Source organism: Streptomyces sp. NPDC101132 (assembly GCF_044759225.1).
In the GTDB taxonomy this organism is placed as follows: Bacteria; Actinomycetota; Actinomycetes; order Streptomycetales; family Streptomycetaceae; genus Streptomyces.
Map to the genome: position 1 here is coordinate 645,106 of NZ_JBIVYX010000002.1, position 19,162 is coordinate 664,267.

Sequence of the window (19,162 nt, forward strand, 5' to 3'; positions counted from 1 at the left end):
CTCCTCAGAACAGGGTGGTGGGTGGACAGCGGTGTTCGGTGACGTGGGGGTGGGGGCAGGCCGGCGGGTGGTTGGGGCCGGTCCAGCGCAGGCGTGGGGTGACGTGGGGGCTTTGGACGAGGCACCAGATGAGCCGGTTGGGGGCCCGGGCGGCGGCTTGCTCGGCGACTGTGAGCGGGGTGAGGTCGGCGACGACGTGTACGGCGGCGACGTGCCCCACCCACTGGCGCAGGATGGGGGCCCGGCAGCGCGGGCACCGGGAGTCGGCGGCGCCCGCACTGCCCGGCCCGGTCATCAGGCCGCGTGCTCGTCGAGGGTGCCCTCGCTGGTGCGCCGCTGGTGCAGGTCACGGAGCAGCTGCCGGATCTCGTTCTCGAACGCGGCGGTGGGGGCGATCTCCAGGTCGGTGACGCGGAGCTTCACCGACGGGTCCTTGTCCTCGTCGGGGCCGGGCTGGACGCGCTCGACGTGGGCCAGTTCGATGACGGCGACCCAGCGGCCCTGGCGCTGCTTGAACATCTCGGAGGCGTGCGGTTCCAGGGCCTCGGCAACGTCGGTGAGGATCTTCGAGTCGAGCTTGACGTCGGCGTCGATGCGGATCGGGGTGCTCATGCTGCTCGTGCTCCTTCGGCGAGGGCGGCCGCCGGGCAGGTAGCCCGGTGGGTGGTACGGATGTGGGCGGTGAACGCCTTGACGGCGTCGGCGCCGGTGACGATCTCGGAGGCCCAGCCGCAGGCGAGGCACTCGTAGCGGGCCCGCGGCTGGGTGGTCCACCACATCTGGCCGGCGCGGTCGCCCTGCTTGATCTCGCGTCCCTCGCCGAGGTCGACGAACAGGGCGGCCGTGACGCGCCGCGGGCCCGTGGCGGGCCGGGTGCGGGTGGCGGGGGCCGTGGGCGCGGTCGGGGCGTCGCCCTGGCCGGTTGTCCGCGCCTGCGGGGCGTGGGTGGTGCAGCGCCAGCCGCAGACGTACAGACGGAGCGTGCCGTCGTGGCCGTCCGACGGCACGTCGCAGTCCCGGCCGGTCATGCGAACAGCCCGAGTTGGCGGGTCGGCTCCGGCGGGCGGCAGGTCCGGCACGCGCACACCGCGCGGCACGGCCGCCCGGCGCGGTGCACGCGAGCCCGGGGCGGCCAGGCCAGCCCCGCCCCGTACACGCCGACCTCGCGGTCGTCCAGGTGGCCGCCGCACTCGGTGTGGCTGCCGGCCTGGCAGGGGCCGCACGGGCGGCGGGCGTCGCAGGGGCAGGGCCCGCCCGCCCGCGGCCCGGGTGAGGCCGCGGAGGGGACGAGGACGTGGTCGCGGATCCACGCGGCCGCCGTGGCGTTCACGCCTTGGCCTGCGCTCGGTCGGCGGCGCGCCGCGCGTTCCGGGCCGTGTAGTGGTCCTTGTAGGCGGCGACACAGGCGTAGTCGACGGGCTCGCCGTTGCGCTTGTGCCGCATGTAGGCGGCCACGGTGCCACACGGAGCGGGCGGGTTCCCGCCCGTGTGGCGCCGCGGTCCGGAGCGAGGGCGGCGAACGCTCTGCCGCTCCTTCTCGGAGAGCCCACCCCACACGCCGTAGTGCTCACCGCTGTCGAAGGCGAAGGCCTGGCACTCCTCACGGACGGGGCAGCCGGAGCAGATCCGCTTGGCGGCCGCCGAGGACACGCCACTGTCGGGGAACCAGAGGTCAGGGTCGACGCCCGCGCACGCGCCGCGCAACTGCCAGGCGGACATCAGAGCACCTCCAGCAGGGAGTTCTCCGGCCAGCTGCACCCCGCGAGGGCCCGCCGGTTCTTCTCCGGGGCCGGTGCGAGGGGCTGGCCGAGCCAGTCGTAGGCGGCGGCGAGCGCGGCGTAGGCGTCGGCCTCGTCGTAGCGGGCGGCGCCCTCGGTGTGGACGCCGTACCGGTCGGCGATGGCGGAGCGGACCTCGCCCTTGGTCGCGTTGCCGCGGCCGGTGGCGTACAGCTTCAACGTGGAGGGCGGAATGACCGCGTAGGGGATCTGGTGCCGGTAGCAGAACCTCCGGACCAGCACCCTGAGTCCGGCGAGGTCTTCAGGGTTGCGGGGACCTGCGTGCCCGAACGAGGGGCCCTCCATGACGACCAGCTCGGCGGACCGGATGAACGAGACGACGCCGCTCTCCAGGTACGCGAGCCGTGCGTCGCCGCGGGTCTTGGTGCGGATTCGGTCGGTCCAGCCCTCTCCGGCCACCCCGGTCGAGGTGAGGGAGAGGTCAAGGCCGATCACGAGGGGCCGGGCACTGGCCCCGGCCGCGGCCGGGCGACTCAGGGTCTGCCCGGCCGCGGGGGTCTCGGTGAGCGTCACAGCGCACGCACCCTACGGATGCCGCTGTTCGCCGCCTGGAGGTCCGCGAGGCGACTCTCCAGCGCGCGGGCCGCCGCCCGCGCCTGGTCGCGGTCGTAGCGCAGCGCTGCGGTCTGCGCGTCGTCCACGACGCCGGCACGGAGCTGGTCGATCAGGCGGGCCCGCTTGTCCAGCTCGGTGGTCAGGAACCGGATCCGGTCGTCCGCGCCACCGGCCCCCGACCGCATCAGCTTGACGACGGCGGCCTCGGCAGCCTCCAGCTTCGACTCAAGGTCGTGGATGCGGGCGTCCTTGGCGACGATGACGTCCTGCGCGGCGCGGAGCCGGCGGACGAGCGGGCGCATCAACATCACTGCTCTCCGTTCTGCTGGTGGGGGATGAGCGGCCACTCGGGCCGGACGCCGTCGGCGAGGTGCTCTTTGCCGGCCGTGCGCCGGAAGTAGGCGGCGAGGCTGCTCGCCTGCTCGGCGGCCCACGCGGTCTGCTGCTTGTGGAGCGTGTCCAGCGGCAGCGCGGCCAGCTCCGGCCGGGTCGCCCCGATCCGCCAGGCGACGCGGCACGCGGCGATGGCGTCGGCGTCCGCTGAGTGCGCGTCGCTGATCGTCACTCCGTAGTGCTGGCAGAGGTCGACGAGCTTGCGGGAGCCGCGGCGGCGGCTGATGTGCTTGTCGAGGATGAGGGGGTCGATCACGGGCCCGGTCGGGAGCGGGTCGTAGCCGTGCCGGCGGGCCTCGCGGTCGAGGAGCGTCAGGTCGTAGCGGGCGTTCATAGCGACGATCGGGACGCCGGCGGTGATGGCCTGCCCGAGTGCGGCGAGGATGTCGGCGACGACCTCGGCGGCCGGGCGGCCCTCGGCGCGGGCCCGCTCGGTGGTGATGCCGTGCACGCGGGAGGCCTGCTCGGGGATGTCGATGCCGGGGTCGGCCAGCCACGTGGCGGACGCGGTGGGCTGGTCGCCGCCGCACTGGACCACGCAGGCGGTGACGATGCGGTCGGTCTCCACGTCGACGCCGGTGGTCTCCAGGTCGAAACCGGCGAGGCGGCCGAGGTGCCAGCTCATCGGCTCGCCCCCGATCCGGGGCGCGCGGCCTCCGGCCAGACGGCGGCCGTCGGCTCGTCCTCGTCGATGACCTCGACCTCGTAGGCGCCGTCCTGGTCCGGCTGCGGGTCCGGCTTCCAGCCCGACTCGCCGGCCGCGTCGGACACCTCCTCAACGTCCTTCCGCTCCGCGACGGCCATCAGCGCGTCGTTGAGCCGCTGGTCCATGTGGCCGGCCTCCCGGGCCCGCCGCCACACGTCCCGGACGTCGTCCGAGCTGAGTGCGGCCTCTGCCTCCGCGAGGTAGTCGGGACGCGGCGCCTCGATTGCGGCGACCGCCCGGGAGCCGGAGGGGTCCAGCGCGGTGGCCGCCGACAGCGGGCCGGTCAGCGCCTGCCGCGGGGTGATCCCGCGCAGCTCGACCACGACCACGGGGAACTTCTTCGTCTGCCCGTCCCGGACGACCTGCCGCGGCTCGATCCGCAGCGTCACCGGGACGAACCCGCGGCCGTCGGTGCCGGCGAGGACCATGTCGACCATGCCGCCCCACTCCGACGCGGCGTAGAACGAGTGCGTCTCGGCCCGCCACATGCCCATGCCGGACAGGTCCGGCAGCATCACGGACAGGCGGGACGTGGTCGAGCAGACGCGGCCCTTGGGCTGGGTGTGCCAGTTCTCGCCGAACTGGCGGGCGCACAGGCAGGGCTGGCGCGTCAGTTGCTCGGTCTGGCCGTCGCACCGGCGCTGGCAACCGCCCGCCGACCACATCTCGTTGTACTGGGACAGCGGGTCCCCGGGGGTGATGATCGCCTCGATCGACGCGGCGTCCGTCGTCACCCGCCACTGCGCGGTGCTCTGGTTCAGCGGCGTCCACGGCTCCGGGGTGCCGCCCCACAGCTCGGCGGCCCGCCGGACGTGCTCCTCGGAGTGCGAGGTCACGATCCACGTGGACGACCGCTTGGGCGTCTTGCCCTGGGTGTAGCCGGTGCGCAGGCGGCCGTGTTCGGCCGTGCGGCGCTGGATGTTCAGCAGGCGGGAGCCCATCAGGCCGCCTTTCGGGACGGCGCCGTCGACGGGGACAGCGCGGTGTACGTGGTGGGCGCGGCGTGCAGCCAGCGGGCGGCCTCCAGCGCGCCGCGGAACGCCCGGTGGGCGTCCCGGCCGGCGGGCATCGGCACGAGGGCGTACGACGCGGCGCGGAGGTTGAGGACGCCGGTCCGCTCGATGCGGGGCATCGGCGCGTCGGTGTCGTCCGGGAGGAGCACCGCCTCGCAGTAGCGGAGCGCGGCGAGCTGAAGGGTGTTCTCCGGGTAGACCGACGTGGCGCGGCGCGTGGCCGACGTCTTGTAGTCGATCAGCCACAGCTCCCGGCGCCGGCCGGGCCCGGTCGGCAGCCACACCATCAGGTCGGCGGTGCCGGCGTAGCCGAGGCGCCGGTGCACACAGGTGATCTCGGTCGCCTCGATGTCCTCATCGAGGTCGATGCCCCACGCGTCGAACCACAGCTCCAGCTGCGTGATGTACGGGGCCACGTCGAGTTCCTGGGGGAACGGGGCGCCGAGGACGCGGGCCTCAGCGGCGGAGTGGATGCGGTCGCCGAGGTCGGCGGCGCGGTCCTTGGCGTTGCGGTGGACGGCCTTGATCTCCTTGACCACCGCGGTGCGGTTGGTGGCCAGCCGCCGGGTGATGGAGGGCAGGTTCGCGAGGACGTGCTCGACGGTGAGCTTCACGGCCCACGGAATGAGCGCCTTCTTCGCGACGGCGGTGTCGAGGACGTTGGTGACGCTGACGAGGTCGGGGCCCCCGGCGGGGTCGCTGTAGTAGCGACCCCGCTCGGTGTCCCGCGCGTGGCGGGGGTTCGTCACGCCGCGCCCCTCTCGGCCTCGACCGTGATCGACGCGTCGTAGTAGCGACGACCCCGGAAATCCACCGACAGCAGAGCCCCGCGGGCGACCAGCGCCCCCAAGTCCTTCCGCGCGGTGTTCCGGCCCGACGTCGGCCACGGCGACACGGCGAGCAGCTGCGCCGCGCGGTGCGTCGTCACCGGGCCGCCCTCACGCTGTATGGCCGCGAGCAGCCACTCCCGGCGCGTCACGACGCCCTCCGCTGCTTCGGGACCGCGATGCGGACCGCCGCGAGGAGCCGCTCGGCCAGCCGCGTGACGGCCGGCCCGTACAGCGGCACCCGGGACGAGGCGCGGGCCGTCAACGCGGTCTCCAGCTGCTCGCGGTCGAGGGGGTCGGTGTCCCCCTCGGCGCGGGCGGGCGGGTTGGCCACGGCCTGGAGCAGGTCCCACAGGTCGGTGCTCTCCGGGTCGATCAGGGCGTCGATGACGTCGGAGATCACGTGCGCGGTGAGGGCGCTCATGTCGAGGGCGGCCCCGCCGGGGGTGCGCTTGACGTAGATCGGGATGGGCCCGGTGACGGGCGGCTGCTCAGACACTGGGGTACTCCGGGAGGTCGCGGGGGATGCGGTAGTCGTGGTGCTCGGGGCCCTCGTGCGGGGCCTCGGCGGCCGGGGTCAGGACGTAGGCAATCGGGTCCTCGTCGATGGGCCGGTCTTCGGACCGCTCGGCCTCCAACTCGGCCACCCGGGCGCGGAGCTTGGCGGTGTCGAACGTGTAGCGCCGCTCGACCTCGTCGACCCGGGCCCGCAGCCGGGCCAGCTCGGCGGCTTCCACCGGCGCCCGCATCGACTCCCACAGGCCGATCACCGCAGCCATGCCGATACTGAACGCGGCCGTGTCCCACGAGCCGGCGAGGTAGTGACCGCAGCCCTGAGGCCAGTCCACGCAGGCGCACAGGTCCTCGTGGTAGTGGTCGTTCAGCGCCCGGTTACCGGCGTCGGCCAGGGCTTCGACCTGCGCCTCGGTGAGCTGCGCGGGCGTCGCGTTCTCCAGCAGACGCAGCCGGGCCAGCTCAGCCGCGGTCTCCGGCGACTGGAGCAGCTGCGCCGACCCCAACGCGAACACCACCGTCGACACCAGGTCGTACGACGCGTCCCGCGTGGACTCAGCCGCGTGCGCGACCTTCAGCGCGGCCAGCTCGGCCGCCGTCGGCGAGTGCGTCATGCCGCACGCTCCGGGGCCGTCGCCGCCAACTCCAGGAACGCCACCACGTCCAGCTGCGCCGCCACGTCGCCCCACTGGTCGACGTGCGCCGCCAGGCTGAACGGGTCCCGCCACACCGGCTCGTCGTCCCCACCGAGCGACAGGGACAGGAAGTTGATGGCGAGCTCGGCGAGCGGGGACTCCTTCTGCGGGTCACCCGCCACCGCGCACCGGATCGCGCCGACGATCGACATGCGCCGCTCGCGCATCGGGGTCGCCAGGCCGCGGCGGTTGAGCGCGTCCTCGACGACGTCCCCGACCCACAGGCCGTTGCGGTGGATGATGCGGGCCGCGGCGAGGAGGACGCCGTCGACGGTCGTCGGGCGCGGCGGTTGCATGGGCAGGATCACGCGGACCGTACGGCGGTCTCCGCGCGGGAGGTCGGTAGGCTGGGTGGTCATGGTGTTCCTCGATTTCGCTAGTGGTTGAGGAATGCCGGGGCTGCTCGGGCCGGGAAGTCGGAGCGGCCCCTTCTTCTTGGTCAGCCGGTCTTGCGGCTGCGCCGGACGGGCTGGATCTGCGACAGGGCCTTGACGACCGGGGCCTGAGCCGGGGCGGCCGTGGGCCGGACGCGGTGCATGTCCTTGATCTCCGCGAGTTCGTCGTCGTCGAATGCGACGGCGGCGCCGATCTTCTGGTGCGGCAGTTTCCGGAGGTTGTCCTCCAGGTACCGCGGGGCGCAGCCGAGGATGTCGGCGGCCTGCTCCAGGGAGTAGTTGCGCGAGATCGTCATGCCGCGGCCCCCTCGGTGATCAGCTCGGACTCGTCCGCCTCAAGGACCTGCCGCATGCCGGCGTAGACCGTCGCGGAGGGCTGCACCCTGCCGCTCTCGATCTTGTAGATCTGCCACTTGGAGCAGCCGGCCGCGGCGGCGACGGCGGCCACGGTGAGGCCGCGTCGTTCCCGCAGGCGCCGGATCTTCGTTCCGTCGACCTTGAGGCTCAACATGACTCCAACATACTCCAACGTTGGAGAGAATCAAGGCGTACTCGCGGGGAACTTGTCCAACGTTGGTCCCATGTGCCTCAACGTTGGCGTCTAAGCGGAAGGTTGTACGCCCGAACGTGATGAATGTGTAAAGGCCGGATCCAACCTTGGAGTAATTTGGAATCCGCTTGTACTCTCGGCCTCATGAGGGCAGACGACGCGGACACCGTGCGCCTCGGCGAGCACGTCGAGACGCGCATCCAGGAACTGGGGCTCGACTACGTCGACGTCGCCAGGCGCGCCGGCTTTTCCGTCGAGACCCTGTCCAAGATCCGCCGCGGCGCGGTGGTGAAATCCGCCACCTACCGCAGGCTGGAGCGCGCTCTTCAGTGGTGCCCGCAGAGCGTCGACACCATCAAGGCCGGCGGCGAGCCCACGCTCATCCCGGCCGACGAGCCGGTCGAGGCCGACGACGAGCCGGTCGACCCGCGTGCCGAGGCGATCCTCACGATCCTGGAGGGCCTCCCCAGTCGGGTCCAGGCGCAGGTGCTGCGCGAGCTGGGCTCGCGGATTCCGCCCGAGGCGCGGGACCGCCTCGCTAGCTGACCCCGCGTCACAAACGTGCTCCCACCGGTGTTCCCGCGGGAACACGGGGGCGTGACCGAACGGGCCCGTCCGGGTTGAGGCGGGTCTAGACGGGACGAAACGCGGAGGTCATCGCATCGCCCCAGCTCAGAGGGGGTGACGGGTCGGGTTCAAGTCCGGCTCCGGGCACTCACCTTCGCGTCCTCGCCGGCCGTACCGACGGTTCCGGGCCCCAGGGGCGCGGGGGTCGCGCCGGATTCCGCTTCCCGGCGTGAACCGGGGCGCGCCCCGGTTTTCGCGCCGGCTCCCGCCGGTTTCCCCCTCCGTCGCGTACAACCCCCGCGCCCCGTCGCGAGTCCGTACACCCAACCGCGTAGGACCACTCGGCAACCCGGCGGATCCCCCTGTCCCACCACCGCGCACCACAACGGCTGTTGGCCACCGCCGCGGCCGCCGCCCTCGCCGCGCCCGCCCCACCACCGGCGGCCGCCCCGGCCTTCACGGCACCGCCCGCCCCGGCCTTCTCGCCGCCGTCCAACGCGGTCGCCTGACCGCCGCCACGTCCGCGCGCTCCGGCGATCACCGCCGGGCCGTGCGGCGGGCGCCGCGGCGCCGCCCGTGCGGACAGGCGGGAATCCGCTGGTCAACGGCTCCGGTGCCGTGGTTATGATCCGCCTGGATCGAACAGGGGGGCCGGTTCGATCCGGCAAGTCTTCTCCGTTCCCCGTGCTTCCGCCGCCCGGTCCTGCCCGGCGGCGGACCTCCGCGCCCTCCTGTCGTGTACCGCCGTTCCCCAGGAGGGCCGATGCCCCGCCGTCTTTCCCGCCCGTTGCTCGCGACCGCCGTCGCCGCCGCCCTGGCGGCGACCGGATCGCCGTTCGCAGCCGTGCCGGTCGCCGCGGCGTCCGCGGCGTCCGCGGCGACCGGTTCCGAGACGACGGCAGTGGTGAAGCTGACGCCGGGCTCGGTGGTGCTCAGCGCGGGCACGACGGGCTTCCTCTCGGTCGACCGCCAGGAGAACCTCGTCTGGACGCGGTACGCGGACGGTACGAGCACCAAGGTCGGGACGACCGAGTACGACTGGGGCGCGGAACCGAAGATCTACGGCGGTTCCTCCGACGTCGTGGCCGTGCCCGACAACCCGTACCCGCACATCGCGACCTCCGTCACGCTGCGGGACATGGCCGCCGGCACCTCCGCCGTGATCGAGTTCCCCGAGGCGCCGCGGGGCAGCCGGGGCTACATGTACGCGGGTGCGGTCGGCCGGGTCGTCGTGGCCTGGAAGCAGTTCGGTACCGAGGCCCCGGAGATGCGTCTGCTGAGCACTGCCGACGGAGTCCTGACGGACCGCAAGGTGGCGCTGCCCGCCGGGGCGCGTGCGCGGGGCGGCGTACGCCCGCTCGGACCCGGCCGGGCGTACATGGACTACAACCTGCGGACGGCCACGGGAACCGACGCGCTCTACACCGCGGTCGTGGACGTCACCACGGGGCGGGTGGAGAAGTCCGTCCGGCAGTCCGGGGAGGAGCAGCACCTCGCGGCGTCGGACGCGTACGTCGCGGTGGCGGCGGTCGACTACGAGGACAGGAAGGGCACCCTGCGGGTCTGGGACCGGGCGGCGGGCCGGTGGACCACGCTCGCGCCGCCGAACCTCTCGTCCCAGATCCTCGGGGTCACGGGCGGAGCGGTTGTGTACGGCCCCGATGTCCCGCTCTCCGGAGGCGACGAGTGGAGTGAGGACTGCTCCGTCAGGGCGTATCCCGTCAAGGGCGGCGCCGGCCGCAAGGTGCTCGACCACGCCACCTCCCTCACCCCGGCCGCGGACGGTTCCATGCTGGCGCTGGGCGGCACGCTCGCACAGGGGGAGGGCGTCTACCGGATCACCGCCACGGCCGACGGCACGCCCACGGTGCGGCTGGTGGCGAGCACGGGCGAGCCTACGAAGATCACCTTGCTCGACTCCGACGTGCCCGCGGTCGCCGACATCGACCGCGTGGCCTGGCGCCCCCGCTGGCTGCTGTCGCGCTGGAGGGGCACCAGCATCCTCCTGACGCTCCGGCACGTGGCCACAGGAGCGGAGGCCTACGCCTCTCCCGACACCAACCACCCCAATGGCGCGAACTGGGCGGAGTGGAACTGGGACGGGCTGCTCCACCTGAACGGTCAGGGGCTGTCCGCGCCCGCGGGCGACTACGTCTGGAAGGTCCGCAGCACCCCGGAGAACGGCATAGGCCCCGCCCTCTCCGCGAGCGGCACGTTCAAGGTCGTGCGCAGACCCGGCCCGCACGACTACACCGACAACCACTCGCCCGACCTCCTCGCCAGGGACGACGCCGGCCGGCTGTGGCGAGAGGACACCTGGTACGGCCCCCAGTACCCCTACATCGGCTCCCGTCCCCGCAAGCTCGTCGGCACCGGCTGGGGCGCGTACAACAGGATCGCCGCGGCCGGGAACCTCGGAGGCCGGAAGACCGGTGACCTCGTGGCCCGTGACGGCTCCGGTGTGCTCTGGTTGTACCTGGGCAACGGGGACGGCACCTTCTCCAGCCGCGTGCGGATCAGCTCCGGCTGGGGCGGCTACACGCAGCTCACGGGCGGCGGGGACGTCACCGGGGACGGCCGGGCCGACCTGCTGGCCCGCGACGGCTCGGGCACGCTCTGGCTGCACCGGGGAACCGGCGACTGGAAGGCGCCCTTCGCCTCCCGCAAGAAGATCGGCACGGGCTGGAACGCGTACCACCAGATCACCGCGGTCGGCCACGTGGCCGGGGCCGCCGCCGGCGACCTCGTGGCACGGGACAGGGACGGCGTGCTCTGGCTGTACCTGGGCAAGGGCGACGGCACCTTCGCCTCGCGCGTGAAGGTCGGCGCCGGCTGGGGGGCGTACGGGACCCTCGTGGGCCTCGGCGACGTCAACGCGGACGGCAGGGCGGACCTGCTTGCCAGGACCTCCGGTGGTGTCGCGTACCTCTACCGGGGTACGGGGGACTGGCGGAGTCCGTTCGGTGCCCGCACGGAGGCCCCGGTCCTGTTCTCCGAGGGTTACAACACCGTGCTCTGACCGAAATCCGCCCCCTACTGCTGGCAGGAAAAGATCCTCCCTGAGCAGTAGGGTGGATTCTTTGCTAACGCATTACTCTTGACGCAAGGCCGCGCTCGGTGGCCATGGAGGAGTGAGATGAGGAGCAGCAACCCGGTCTTCTCGCGACGGGGGTTCAGCCGCGACAACGGCTACGCGGGCTTTGACGCGCAGCAGGTGCAGGCCGGGACCGCGACCAACCCGTACGCGACCAACCCCTACGCAGCGGACCCGCAGACGGGGCTGCCGCAGGCGCCCGCGCGCGGCAACGTGATGACCATCGACGACGTCGTGAGCCGTACGGCCATGACGCTCGGCACGGTCATCCTGACCGCCGTCCTGTCCTGGGTCCTGCTGCCGGTCGACCCGGCGAACATCAACAAGTCGTACGGCATCGCCGTGGTCGCCGCCCTCGTCGCGTTCGTCCTCGCGATGGTGCAGTCCTTCAAGCGCAAGCCGTCGCCCGCGCTGATCCTGGGCTACGCCGCGTTCGAGGGCGTGTTCCTCGGCGTCATCAGCGCCGCGACCAGCACGTACATCTCCTCCGGCGTGGTCATCCAGGCCGTGCTCGGCACGATGTGCGTGTTCGCGGCCGTGCTCTTCGCGTACAAGATGCGCTGGATCCGCGTGACCCGCCGCTTCTACGGCTTCGTGATGGCCGCCGCGCTGGGCTTCGTCCTGCTGATGGTCGCCAACTCGCTGTTCATGGTCTTCGGCGGCGGTGACGGCCTCGGCTTCCGTTCCGGCGGCCTCGGCATCGTCTTCGGCATCGTCGGCGTCCTCCTGGGTGCCGCGTTCCTCGCCCTGGACTTCAAGCAGGTCGAGGACGGCGTGACCTACGGCGCCCCCCGCGAGGAGTCCTGGCTGGCGGCCTTCGGCCTCACCATGACCCTGGTGTGGATCTACCTGGAGCTGCTGCGGCTGTTCCAGATCCTCTCCGGCGACGACTAGTCGTACCGGGAGGGACTCCGTCCGGAGCCCCCTCACATGCGGGAAGCCCCCCGCGAGCACTGCTCGCGGGGGGCTTCCCGTATGTGAGGGGGTGGGTGTGACTGAGGGTGGGTCCTTTCGGCTAGCCCAGCTTCCGGGCGGCCCGGCGCAGGTCGTACTCGTGGATGATCGCCTTCGCCTGGCCGTAGGACAGCGGGTGCTGCCCGCGGAGCCAGTCGACCTTCTCCTCGAAGCGTACGAGCGAGGGGCCTTCGTCGACGGCGCGGAGCCAGTCGGAGAGATCACGACCGGTTGCCTCGGGGATACGGGAGAGCATGTTCCGGTGGGTTTCCTCGGAGAACTCTTGGGACATGGGCGCCTCCGGACGCATGGGACGTGCCTGGTTCTCTTCACGCCACGGTGCCCGAGCATTCGTCTGTTGGCAACACTGCCGGGCGGCCGCGTAGGGTCGCCGGGTGCTCGATACCTCACCTCTGACCACTGCCGTGGAACGTTTCGCCGACCGGCTCAGGGCCGCCCCGCAGAGCCGTCTGCAGCGCGGCGCGGCCGCCGAGGGACTGGCCGTGGCCAGGCAACTGGCCGCCCGTGCGCTGGAGCTGGAGGGGCTGGAGCCGCGCGAGCTGCCCGACGCCGGGATCTTCGTCGTGGGCGATCAGCTGTCCGTGGCGGGGCGGGATCTGGCCGAGGCGCTGCGCACAGCGGAAACGGCCCCGTCCGTGGTGCTGGACGAGGCCGTTCGGCTGGTCGCGGAGGCGGAGACGCGGGCCCTGGGGTGACCGCCCCCGGCGGTCGGTGCCGGGCCGGGCGGCCCCCGTCAGCCGGCGCTACAGCGAGGCGATGACGCGGTCCGCCAGGATGTAGACGTTGTTCTCGGGGTTCTCGGTGTCGCCGCCGCACGAGAACGTCAGGGCGTACGCGCCCGAGATGCCGGACCCGCCCAGCAGCACCGGGGCCGTGCCCGCGCGCAGCGCCTCGGCGAGCCGCTCCGCCGTCTCCCGGTGGCCCGGGGTCATGCAGAGGGTGGTGCCGTCGGTGAACACGTACACGTCGAGCGTGCCCAGCGGGCCGGGACGGACGTCCGCGAGCGCGGTACGGGCCTCCGCGAGCTCTTCGAGGCGGCTGACGGTGCGCTCGTGGTCCGCGCCCGGAGCGGCCTGGACCGGTACGAAGTCGGGGTGCGAGGGGTGCCGGCGGCGGGCCGCGGCCAGCTCCGGCGAGTCCTCGGGGTACTCGGGGTCGGCCGGCTCGTCCAGCAGCGGCTCCAGGCCCACCAGGTCCGCCTGGCGCGGCAGGAAGACCGGGCCGTCCTCGCCCAGCCCCGGGAGCCCGCCCAGCAGCGACGCGGAGGCGTCACCGGCGAAGCGGGGCGCGGCGTCCGCGGCGTCACGGGCCTCCTGCGCGGCCCAGAAGGCGCGCGCCTCGGCCAGCTCGCGCTCGCGCTCCTCGGCCAGGGCCTCGGCGACGGCGGCTCGTATCTCGGCGGCCGGGCTGTCGGCGGCGGCACGGGCGTGCGGGACGGTCGTGCCGCGCGGGTGCGGGGCCGCGAGCTCGCCGCGGAGGGCGGTGACCTGCTTGCGCAGACCGTGGACGGCGTGCAGCGCAGCAGCGCCCACGGCCGTGGCAGCGGCCGTGGTCAGCAGCAGGGCAAGAGACATGGCGCTCACTGACTAACTCCTGATGTGTTCCGATCCCCCGACTTCCTACATCAGCTTGTATCGACCTGGGAATGGCGTGCAGTGCATTACGTCACGAAATGGACAGGGCTTTCGTCACAGCCCAAGGGCCTGGACACCGGCTGACCTGCGCAAATGCCGAACCCCCAGGACGTAGGTCACATCCTGGGGGAAATTCGGTCACAGGTCGGCCGCGACGCGGTTGGGGCGTGCGGCCCGCGGGGGACGCGCGAGACCTGCCCGGCCGGGCGTGGCCTGGGCGGGAAGGGTCTCGGGGTGCCGGGCGCCGACGGTCGCCCGTAACCGGGCGGGAACGCAGCGCGACGGGGTGGGAAGGGGGGCGCGGTCGGCGTCGCCGGCCCCCGGGGCGTCAGCTCAGGCGCTCGATGACCATGGCCATGCCCTGGCCGCCGCCGACGCACATGGTCTCCAGGCCGAACTGCTTGTCGTGGAACTGGAGGCTGTTGATCAGCGTGCCGGTGAGGCGGGCGCCGGTCATGCCGAAGGGGTGGCCGACGGCGATGGCGCCGCCGTTGACGTTCAGCTTGTCGATGTCGATGCCGAGGTCCCGGTACGACGGGATCACCTGGGCCGCGAAGGCCTCGTTGATCTCGACCAGGTCGATGTCCCCGATGGTCAGGCCGGCGCGCTTGAGCGCCTGCTTCGAGGCCTCGACCGGGCCCAGGCCCATGATCTCGGGGGAGAGGCCCGAGACGCCGGTGGAGACGATGCGGGCCAGCGGGGTCAGGCCCAGCTCGCGCGCCTTGGTGTCGCTCATGATGACCAGCGCCGCGGCGCCGTCGTTCAGCGGACAGCAGTTGCCGGCGGTGACCAGGCCGTCGGGGCGGAACACCGGCTTCAGGCCCTGCACGCCCTCCAGCGTGACGCCGGCGCGCGGGCCGTCGTCCTTGCTGACGACCGTGCCGTCGGGGAGGGTCACCGGGGTGATCTCGCGCTCCCAGAAGCCCTTCTTGATGGCTTCCTCGGCGAGGTTCTGCGAACGGACGCCGAACTCGTCCATGTCCTGGCGGGTCACGCCCTTCAGGCGGGCCAGGTTCTCGGCGGTCTGGCCCATGGCGATGTACGCGTCCGGGATCAGGCCGTCCTCGCGCGGGTCGTGCCAGTCGCTGCCCTCGCTCTGGGCGACGGCGGCCGTACGGGCCTCCGCGTCGGCGAAGAGCGGGTTGTGGGTGTCGGGCAGGCCGTCCGAGGAGCCCTTCACCGAGCGGGAGACCATCTCGACGCCGGCCGAGATGAACACGTCGCCCTCGCCCGCCTTGATGGCGTGCAGCGCCATGCGGGAGGTCTGGAGGGAGGACGAGCAGTACCGGGTGATGGTGCAGCCGGGCAGGTGGTCCATGCCCATCTGGACCGCGACGATGCGGCCCAGGTTGTGGCCCTGCTCGCCGCCCGGGAGGCCGCAGCCGAGCATCAGGTCGTCGATCTCGCGCGGGTCCAGCTCGGGGATCTTCGCGAGCGCGGCCTGGACGATGGTCGCGGTGAGGTCGTCCGGGCGGAGGTCCTTCAGCGACCCCTTGAAGGCGCGGCCGATCGGTGAGCGGGCTGCGGAAACGATGACGGCTTCGGGCATCACGGCTCCAAGGGGGATGCGGTACGGAAAAGGGCAGGCCGCAGGTGAAGTTACCGGTCCGTACGGTCGAGGTCACCGCCTGACGCGTGTGACGAGTGCCGCATCGCCCTACGAGCCTGCCCCGACCCCGACCGCCGCAGCCCCCGCCCGCAGGGGCCGTACCCCGGCCCGGGCCGCAGCCATGGCCCTGCGCGGCGTGCCCCGGCCGCCGCAGCCACGGCCTGCGGGGCCTGCCCCGGCTGCCGCCGTAGCCACCGCCCCTGCTGGCCGCCGTCGCTGCGCCGCGGTGGCCCGCCGGGCTGCGCTGAGGGTGCCTGCGGGGCCGGCCGGCCCTCGGCCACCGCTCGTAGGCTCCCCGCCCCGCCCTTTTCCCGTTCACGGGGGTGGCCCCCGGCCCCCGGCCGCGCCCCCGCAGGGGCCCGGCCCCTGACCCTCCGGTCGAGGGTGTCCCTCGATCGAACCCCACGGGCTGTACCTCGCTGTGCCTCCGCGGCCCGGACGCGGTCTCGGGGGTGCCGGCGGGGGCCCGGGGGCGCAGCCCACGGTGAACGGGAGAAGGGTGGGGTGGGGCCGGCCCCGCAGGGCGCCCCAGCGGCGCCGTCGCCCCCGAACGGCCTCAGGGGGCCGCGGGGGTCCCCCAACGGGCCTGGAGAGGCTCCAGGGGCCGTGTGGGGCCCCAGGAGCTCCGTCGCCCCTCGACGCCCCGCAGGACGGGCGGCCCGCAGTACCGGCGCCGGCAGGGCGGGCCGCCCGCTGGACGGCGCGCCCACAGCACCGGCCGCCGCAGTGCCGGCCGTCCGCAGGACGGGCCCCAGCACCCGCTGCTCGCAGCAGCGGGCCGGCCGCCATGGGTTGGCTCCCTGGTGCCGGCGTAGCCGCGGGGCCGGTGTCGGGGCCGGGGCAGGCGCCCCGGGAGCCCGGGCCCGCGGGGCAGCACCCCCGCCCCCCCGGTGCCGGGCCGGTGCGGGGCAGCGGGGCGGCGCCCCCGCCCCCCGGCGCCCGGCCGGTGAGGGCCAGGGCGCGGCGCCCCCCGGTGCCGGGCCGGGATCGGGAGGGGGACGGTTGGGCCCCGCGGGGTTACGGCTGGGGGGACGGGTTCTGGGCCGCTGCCGGGGTGACCTCGGCCGGTTCCAGCGCGGCCACCCGCCGCCGGCGCCGGTGCTTCAGCAGGGCCCACGGCGCGCGGGCCGCCGTGACCTCCGTACCCGCCACGGCCACCGCCGCGGACGCCGCCTTGGCCACCGGCAGCATGTCCTCGTTCCGGGTCGTGTCCAGCCGGTCCGACTCGGGCCACAGACCCAGCGACGCGCACAGCGTCGGCAGCACGGCCATCGCCGCCGTGGCGTACCCCTCCGCCGACGGGTGGTACGCGTCCGGCCCGAACAGCTCCCGCGGGTTCGCCGCGAACTCCGGCCCCAGCAGGTCGCCCAGCGACACCGTCCGCCCGCCCTGCTCGACCACCCCTATGGTCTGCGCGGCGGCCAGCTGCCGCGAGACCCGCCGGGCCACCCACCGCAGCGGCTGGTACACCGGCTCGATGGTCCCCAGGTCGGGGCACGTGCCCACGACGACCTCGGCCCCCGCCGCCCGCAGCTTCCGCACCGCGGTGGTGAGCAGCCGCACCGACTGCGTCGGCGGCATCCGCCGGGTCACGTCGTTCGCGCCGATCATGATCACGCAGACGTCCGGCGCGTACGCCGACGGGTCCGCCAGCAGCACACCCACCTGCCGGTCCAGGTCGTCCGACATGGCTCCCGACAGCGCCACGTTCCGCAGTTCCACCGGCCGCTCCGCCACCGCCGCCAGCCCGGAGGCCAGCAGCGCCGCCGGGGTCTGCCCGGCCCGGTGGACACCCAGTCCGGCCGCGGTGGAGTCGCCCAGCATGGCCAGCCTCAGCGGCCGCGCGTCCGGGCCGCCGAACTCGGAGCCGTACCGGCCGTCCGCCCGCGGCGGATCCGGCTGCCCGGTCCCCACCACGCGCTTCGCCAGCTGCACCTCGGCCAGCACCAGCCCCACGGCCGCAGCCCCGAGCAGACCGATGCCGCCACCGCCGTAAGCGGCGCCCGCCGCGATGCGGCGCGCCGTCCTCGCTCTCGACACCCTTCCGGCCACCTCCTCGTCGCGACCCGGCCGTACATGCCTCTACCTGCCCCGTACCGCCGGTCCGCCAATCGCTTTCGGCTTACTCTGGCGGTGCCTCCCGGAGAACCCGTGGAGTCCCCTCCCTGGAGAACATGGTGCAATTCCACGACTCGATGATCAGCCTCGTCGGCAACACCCCGCTGGTGAAGCTCAACCACGTGACCGAAGGCATTCAGGCCACGGTTCTCGCCAAGGTCGAGTACTTCAACCCGGGCGGGTCCGTGAAGGACCGCATCGCCGTCCGCATGATCGAGGCCGCCGAGCAGAGCGGCGCGCTGAAGCCCGGCGGCACGATTGTCGAGCCCACGAGCGGCAACACCGGTGTCGGACTCGCCATCGTGGCCCAGCAGAAGGGCTACAAGTGCATCTTCGTCTGCCCTGACAAGGTGTCCACGGACAAGATCAACGTGATGCGCGCGTACGGCGCCGAGGTCGTGGTCTGCCCGACCGCCGTCGACCCGGAGCACCCGGACTCGTACTACAACGTGTCCGACCGCCTCGCCCGCGAGCCCGGCGCCTGGAAGCCCGACCAGTACAGCAACCCGAACAACCCCCGTTCGCACTACGAGACCACCGGTCCCGAGCTGTGGGAGCAGACGGAGGGGAAGATCACCCACTTCGTCGCGGGCGTGGGCACCGGCGGCACCATCTCCGGCACCGGCAACTACCTCAAGGAGGTGTCCGGCGGCACGGTCAAGGTCATCGGCGCCGACCCCGAGGGCTCGGTGTACTCCGGCGGCTCCGGCCGTCCGTACCTGGTCGAGGGCGTCGGCGAGGACTTCTGGCCGACCGCCTACGACCCGAACGTCACCGACGAGATCATCGCGGTGTCCGACAAGGACTCCTTCCAGATGACGCGCCGCCTCGCCAAGGAGGAGGGCCTGCTCGTCGGCGGCTCCTGCGGCATGGCCGTGGTGGCCGCGCTGCGCGTCGCCAAGGACCTCGGGCCGGACGACGTGGTCGTCGTACTGCTCCCCGACAGCGGCAGGGGCTACCTGAGCAAGATCTTCTCGGACGAGTGGATGGCCGGTCACGGCTTCCTGGAGGAGGCCGGCCCGGCGGCCCGCATCGGCGACGTCCTGGCCGACAAGGAGGGCGGCAGCATGCCGTCCCTGGTGCACATGCACCCCGAGGAGACCGTCGGCGAGGCCATCGAGGTGCTGCGCGAGTACGGCGTCTCCCAGATGCCCGTGGTGAAGCCGGGCGCCGGCCACCCGGACGTGATGGCCGCCGAGGTCATCGGCTCGGTCGTCGAGAAGGAGCTGCTGTCGGCGCTCTTCGCGCAGCGGGCCGCCCTGTCCGACCCGCTGGAGAAGCACATGAGCGCGCCGCTGCCGCAGGTCGGCTCCGGCGAGCCGGTGTCCGACCTGATGGCCGCTCTGGGCGAGGCGGACGCCGCGATCGTGCTGGTCGAGGGCAAGCCGACCGGTGTGGTCAGCCGCCAGGACCTGCTGGCCTTCCTGGCCAAGGGCGCGAAGTAGCGGCAGGCCCCGGCCCGTCGCCGGCCCGCCCCACGCGGCGGGCCGACGACGGCCCGGGGGCGGTGGACCGGCGAGGGGCCGGGGGCGGTGGACCGGCGAGGGGCCGGGGTGGACCGGTGACGGCCGCGGCGGACCGGCGGTGGGTTTCGCGAAACCGGTACGAGCGCGACACGTGACGGCAGCACCGGCTTAACACGCCTCCGGCACAGTGGTGTGCGTCGGCAGGGCCCGAGGAGGGGCCGGCCGGCGGCACAGAACGGCGCCAGGAACCTCC

Annotated in this window: 24 protein-coding genes; 5 read left to right on the plus strand and 19 right to left on the minus strand. The window is 73.3% G+C overall.

The genetic code is table 11. The features are described 5' to 3' along the window. Window positions 1-4: 4 nt before the first annotated feature. The 15 genes from ACIQUR_RS07185 to ACIQUR_RS07255 form a co-directional block, all read right to left on the minus strand. On the minus strand, window positions 5-295 hold the full coding sequence (locus tag ACIQUR_RS07185) for a hypothetical protein (RefSeq protein WP_403659602.1): 291 nt from the start codon (window positions 293-295) through the stop codon (window positions 5-7). Next, a complete protein-coding gene (locus ACIQUR_RS07190) occupies window positions 295-612 on the minus strand; it encodes a hypothetical protein (RefSeq protein ID WP_403659605.1) in 318 nt (105 codons plus the stop codon). The genes ACIQUR_RS07185 and ACIQUR_RS07190 overlap by 1 nt, the downstream gene beginning before the upstream one ends. Continuing rightward, the gene (locus ACIQUR_RS07195; protein ID WP_403659608.1) at window positions 609-1,028 is read right to left on the minus strand and encodes a hypothetical protein; all 420 of its coding nucleotides are present in this window, start codon (window positions 1,026-1,028) and stop codon (window positions 609-611) included. Before ACIQUR_RS07195 ends, ACIQUR_RS07190 begins: the two co-directional genes overlap by 4 nt. Window positions 1,029-1,326: 298 nt before the next feature. Further along, window positions 1,327-1,719, minus strand: a complete 393-nt coding sequence (locus ACIQUR_RS07200) for a WhiB family transcriptional regulator (protein WP_403659611.1) — start codon at window positions 1,717-1,719, stop codon at window positions 1,327-1,329. Then, window positions 1,719-2,312 carry a hypothetical protein gene (locus ACIQUR_RS07205; protein WP_403659614.1) on the minus strand — a complete coding sequence of 198 codons (594 nt, stop codon included), beginning with the start codon at window positions 2,310-2,312 and terminating at the stop codon, window positions 1,719-1,721. The genes ACIQUR_RS07200 and ACIQUR_RS07205 overlap by 1 nt, the downstream gene beginning before the upstream one ends. Further along, window positions 2,309-2,662 carry a hypothetical protein gene (locus tag ACIQUR_RS07210; protein WP_403659617.1) on the minus strand — a complete coding sequence of 118 codons (354 nt, stop codon included), beginning with the start codon at window positions 2,660-2,662 and terminating at the stop codon, window positions 2,309-2,311. Before ACIQUR_RS07210 ends, ACIQUR_RS07205 begins: the two co-directional genes overlap by 4 nt. Beyond that, window positions 2,662-3,372, minus strand: a complete 711-nt coding sequence (locus tag ACIQUR_RS07215; RefSeq protein ID WP_403659620.1) for a 3'-5' exonuclease — start codon at window positions 3,370-3,372, stop codon at window positions 2,662-2,664. The genes ACIQUR_RS07210 and ACIQUR_RS07215 overlap by 1 nt, the downstream gene beginning before the upstream one ends. Then, window positions 3,369-4,394 carry a hypothetical protein gene (locus ACIQUR_RS07220; RefSeq protein ID WP_403659623.1) on the minus strand — a complete coding sequence of 342 codons (1,026 nt, stop codon included), beginning with the start codon at window positions 4,392-4,394 and terminating at the stop codon, window positions 3,369-3,371. Before ACIQUR_RS07220 ends, ACIQUR_RS07215 begins: the two co-directional genes overlap by 4 nt. Beyond that, window positions 4,394-5,215 (minus strand): hypothetical protein, encoded by an 822-nt coding sequence (locus ACIQUR_RS07225; protein ID WP_403659626.1) that lies wholly within the window; start codon window positions 5,213-5,215, stop codon window positions 4,394-4,396. Before ACIQUR_RS07225 ends, ACIQUR_RS07220 begins: the two co-directional genes overlap by 1 nt. After that, on the minus strand, window positions 5,212-5,445 hold the full coding sequence (locus ACIQUR_RS07230) for a hypothetical protein (protein ID WP_403659629.1): 234 nt from the start codon (window positions 5,443-5,445) through the stop codon (window positions 5,212-5,214). Before ACIQUR_RS07230 ends, ACIQUR_RS07225 begins: the two co-directional genes overlap by 4 nt. Further along, entirely contained in the window at window positions 5,442-5,792 is a 351-nt protein-coding gene (locus ACIQUR_RS07235; RefSeq protein WP_403659632.1) for a hypothetical protein, read from the minus strand. Before ACIQUR_RS07235 ends, ACIQUR_RS07230 begins: the two co-directional genes overlap by 4 nt. Beyond that, on the minus strand, window positions 5,785-6,420 hold the full coding sequence (locus tag ACIQUR_RS07240) for a hypothetical protein (RefSeq protein WP_403659635.1): 636 nt from the start codon (window positions 6,418-6,420) through the stop codon (window positions 5,785-5,787). The genes ACIQUR_RS07235 and ACIQUR_RS07240 overlap by 8 nt, the downstream gene beginning before the upstream one ends. Next, entirely contained in the window at window positions 6,417-6,860 is a 444-nt protein-coding gene (locus tag ACIQUR_RS07245; RefSeq protein ID WP_403659638.1) for a hypothetical protein, read from the minus strand. Before ACIQUR_RS07245 ends, ACIQUR_RS07240 begins: the two co-directional genes overlap by 4 nt. An 80-nt stretch (window positions 6,861-6,940) precedes the next feature. Continuing rightward, a complete protein-coding gene (locus ACIQUR_RS07250; protein ID WP_403659641.1) occupies window positions 6,941-7,192 on the minus strand; it encodes a hypothetical protein in 252 nt (83 codons plus the stop codon). Then, window positions 7,189-7,407: a helix-turn-helix domain-containing protein gene (locus tag ACIQUR_RS07255; RefSeq protein ID WP_403659643.1), complete on the minus strand. Its 219-nt coding sequence runs from the start codon at window positions 7,405-7,407 to the stop codon at window positions 7,189-7,191. Before ACIQUR_RS07255 ends, ACIQUR_RS07250 begins: the two co-directional genes overlap by 4 nt. Window positions 7,408-7,590: 183 nt before the next feature. On the opposite strand from ACIQUR_RS07255, the gene ACIQUR_RS07260 reads away from it, so the two are divergent. From ACIQUR_RS07260 to ACIQUR_RS07270, 3 genes are all read left to right on the plus strand, one after another. Next, window positions 7,591-7,992: a hypothetical protein gene (locus ACIQUR_RS07260; RefSeq protein WP_403659646.1), complete on the plus strand. Its 402-nt coding sequence runs from the start codon at window positions 7,591-7,593 to the stop codon at window positions 7,990-7,992. Between the two features lie 784 nt (window positions 7,993-8,776). Continuing rightward, entirely contained in the window at window positions 8,777-11,032 is a 2,256-nt protein-coding gene (locus ACIQUR_RS07265) for an FG-GAP repeat domain-containing protein (protein WP_403659649.1), read from the plus strand. 117 nt (window positions 11,033-11,149) lie between these two features. Then, window positions 11,150-12,001, plus strand: coding sequence for a Bax inhibitor-1/YccA family protein (locus tag ACIQUR_RS07270; protein WP_403659652.1), 852 nt, complete (start codon window positions 11,150-11,152; stop codon window positions 11,999-12,001). Between the two features lie 121 nt (window positions 12,002-12,122). Here the strand turns inward: ACIQUR_RS07270 and ACIQUR_RS07275 are convergent, their stop codons facing one another. Next, complete coding sequence (locus ACIQUR_RS07275; protein WP_399950019.1) at window positions 12,123-12,353, minus strand: DUF4287 domain-containing protein; 231 nt, start codon at window positions 12,351-12,353, stop codon at window positions 12,123-12,125. A 103-nt stretch (window positions 12,354-12,456) separates the two neighbouring features. On the opposite strand from ACIQUR_RS07275, the gene ACIQUR_RS07280 reads away from it, so the two are divergent. Continuing rightward, window positions 12,457-12,777: a hypothetical protein gene (locus tag ACIQUR_RS07280; RefSeq protein ID WP_403659656.1), complete on the plus strand. Its 321-nt coding sequence runs from the start codon at window positions 12,457-12,459 to the stop codon at window positions 12,775-12,777. A gap of 48 nt (window positions 12,778-12,825) precedes the next feature. Here the strand turns inward: ACIQUR_RS07280 and ACIQUR_RS07285 are convergent, their stop codons facing one another. The 3 genes from ACIQUR_RS07285 to ACIQUR_RS07295 form a co-directional block, all read right to left on the minus strand. After that, on the minus strand, window positions 12,826-13,656 hold the full coding sequence (locus ACIQUR_RS07285; RefSeq protein ID WP_403659856.1) for a hypothetical protein: 831 nt from the start codon (window positions 13,654-13,656) through the stop codon (window positions 12,826-12,828). Between the two features lie 388 nt (window positions 13,657-14,044). Beyond that, on the minus strand, window positions 14,045-15,265 hold the full coding sequence (locus tag ACIQUR_RS07290) for an acetyl-CoA C-acetyltransferase (protein WP_403659659.1): 1,221 nt from the start codon (window positions 15,263-15,265) through the stop codon (window positions 14,045-14,047). A gap of 1,077 nt (window positions 15,266-16,342) precedes the next feature. Further along, entirely contained in the window at window positions 16,343-17,365 is a 1,023-nt protein-coding gene (locus tag ACIQUR_RS07295) for an SGNH/GDSL hydrolase family protein (RefSeq protein WP_403659662.1), read from the minus strand. A 137-nt stretch (window positions 17,366-17,502) separates the two neighbouring features. Between ACIQUR_RS07295 and ACIQUR_RS07300 the strand changes: the two genes are divergently transcribed. After that, window positions 17,503-18,888, plus strand: a complete 1,386-nt coding sequence (locus ACIQUR_RS07300; RefSeq protein WP_399950208.1) for a cystathionine beta-synthase — start codon at window positions 17,503-17,505, stop codon at window positions 18,886-18,888. Window positions 18,889-19,162 lie beyond the last annotated feature (274 nt).

What these genes read in the sequence shown, in the direction of transcription:
- ACIQUR_RS07185 (WP_403659602.1), bottom strand. Translation starts at nt 295, where the DNA reads ATGACCGGGCCGGGCAGTGCGGGCGCCGCCGACTCCCGGTGCCCGCGC.
- ACIQUR_RS07190 (WP_403659605.1), bottom strand. Translation starts at nt 612, where the DNA reads ATGAGCACCCCGATCCGCATCGACGCCGACGTCAAGCTCGACTCGAAG.
- ACIQUR_RS07195 (WP_403659608.1), bottom strand. Translation starts at nt 1,028, where the DNA reads ATGACCGGCCGGGACTGCGACGTGCCGTCGGACGGCCACGACGGCACG.
- ACIQUR_RS07200 (WP_403659611.1), bottom strand. Translation starts at nt 1,719, where the DNA reads ATGTCCGCCTGGCAGTTGCGCGGCGCGTGCGCGGGCGTCGACCCTGAC.
- ACIQUR_RS07210 (WP_403659617.1), bottom strand. Translation starts at nt 2,662, where the DNA reads ATGTTGATGCGCCCGCTCGTCCGCCGGCTCCGCGCCGCGCAGGACGTC.
- ACIQUR_RS07215 (WP_403659620.1), bottom strand. Translation starts at nt 3,372, where the DNA reads ATGAGCTGGCACCTCGGCCGCCTCGCCGGTTTCGACCTGGAGACCACC.
- ACIQUR_RS07220 (WP_403659623.1), bottom strand. Translation starts at nt 4,394, where the DNA reads ATGGGCTCCCGCCTGCTGAACATCCAGCGCCGCACGGCCGAACACGGC.
- ACIQUR_RS07240 (WP_403659635.1), bottom strand. Translation starts at nt 6,420, where the DNA reads ATGACGCACTCGCCGACGGCGGCCGAGCTGGCCGCGCTGAAGGTCGCG.
- ACIQUR_RS07245 (WP_403659638.1), bottom strand. Translation starts at nt 6,860, where the DNA reads ATGACCACCCAGCCTACCGACCTCCCGCGCGGAGACCGCCGTACGGTC.
- ACIQUR_RS07250 (WP_403659641.1), bottom strand. Translation starts at nt 7,192, where the DNA reads ATGACGATCTCGCGCAACTACTCCCTGGAGCAGGCCGCCGACATCCTC.
- ACIQUR_RS07255 (WP_403659643.1), bottom strand. Translation starts at nt 7,407, where the DNA reads ATGTTGAGCCTCAAGGTCGACGGAACGAAGATCCGGCGCCTGCGGGAA.
- ACIQUR_RS07260 (WP_403659646.1), top strand. Translation starts at nt 7,591, where the DNA reads ATGAGGGCAGACGACGCGGACACCGTGCGCCTCGGCGAGCACGTCGAG.
- ACIQUR_RS07265 (WP_403659649.1), top strand. Translation starts at nt 8,777, where the DNA reads ATGCCCCGCCGTCTTTCCCGCCCGTTGCTCGCGACCGCCGTCGCCGCC.
- ACIQUR_RS07270 (WP_403659652.1), top strand. Translation starts at nt 11,150, where the DNA reads ATGAGGAGCAGCAACCCGGTCTTCTCGCGACGGGGGTTCAGCCGCGAC.
- ACIQUR_RS07275 (WP_399950019.1), bottom strand. Translation starts at nt 12,353, where the DNA reads ATGTCCCAAGAGTTCTCCGAGGAAACCCACCGGAACATGCTCTCCCGT.
- ACIQUR_RS07285 (WP_403659856.1), bottom strand. Translation starts at nt 13,656, where the DNA reads ATGTCTCTTGCCCTGCTGCTGACCACGGCCGCTGCCACGGCCGTGGGC.
- ACIQUR_RS07290 (WP_403659659.1), bottom strand. Translation starts at nt 15,265, where the DNA reads ATGCCCGAAGCCGTCATCGTTTCCGCAGCCCGCTCACCGATCGGCCGC.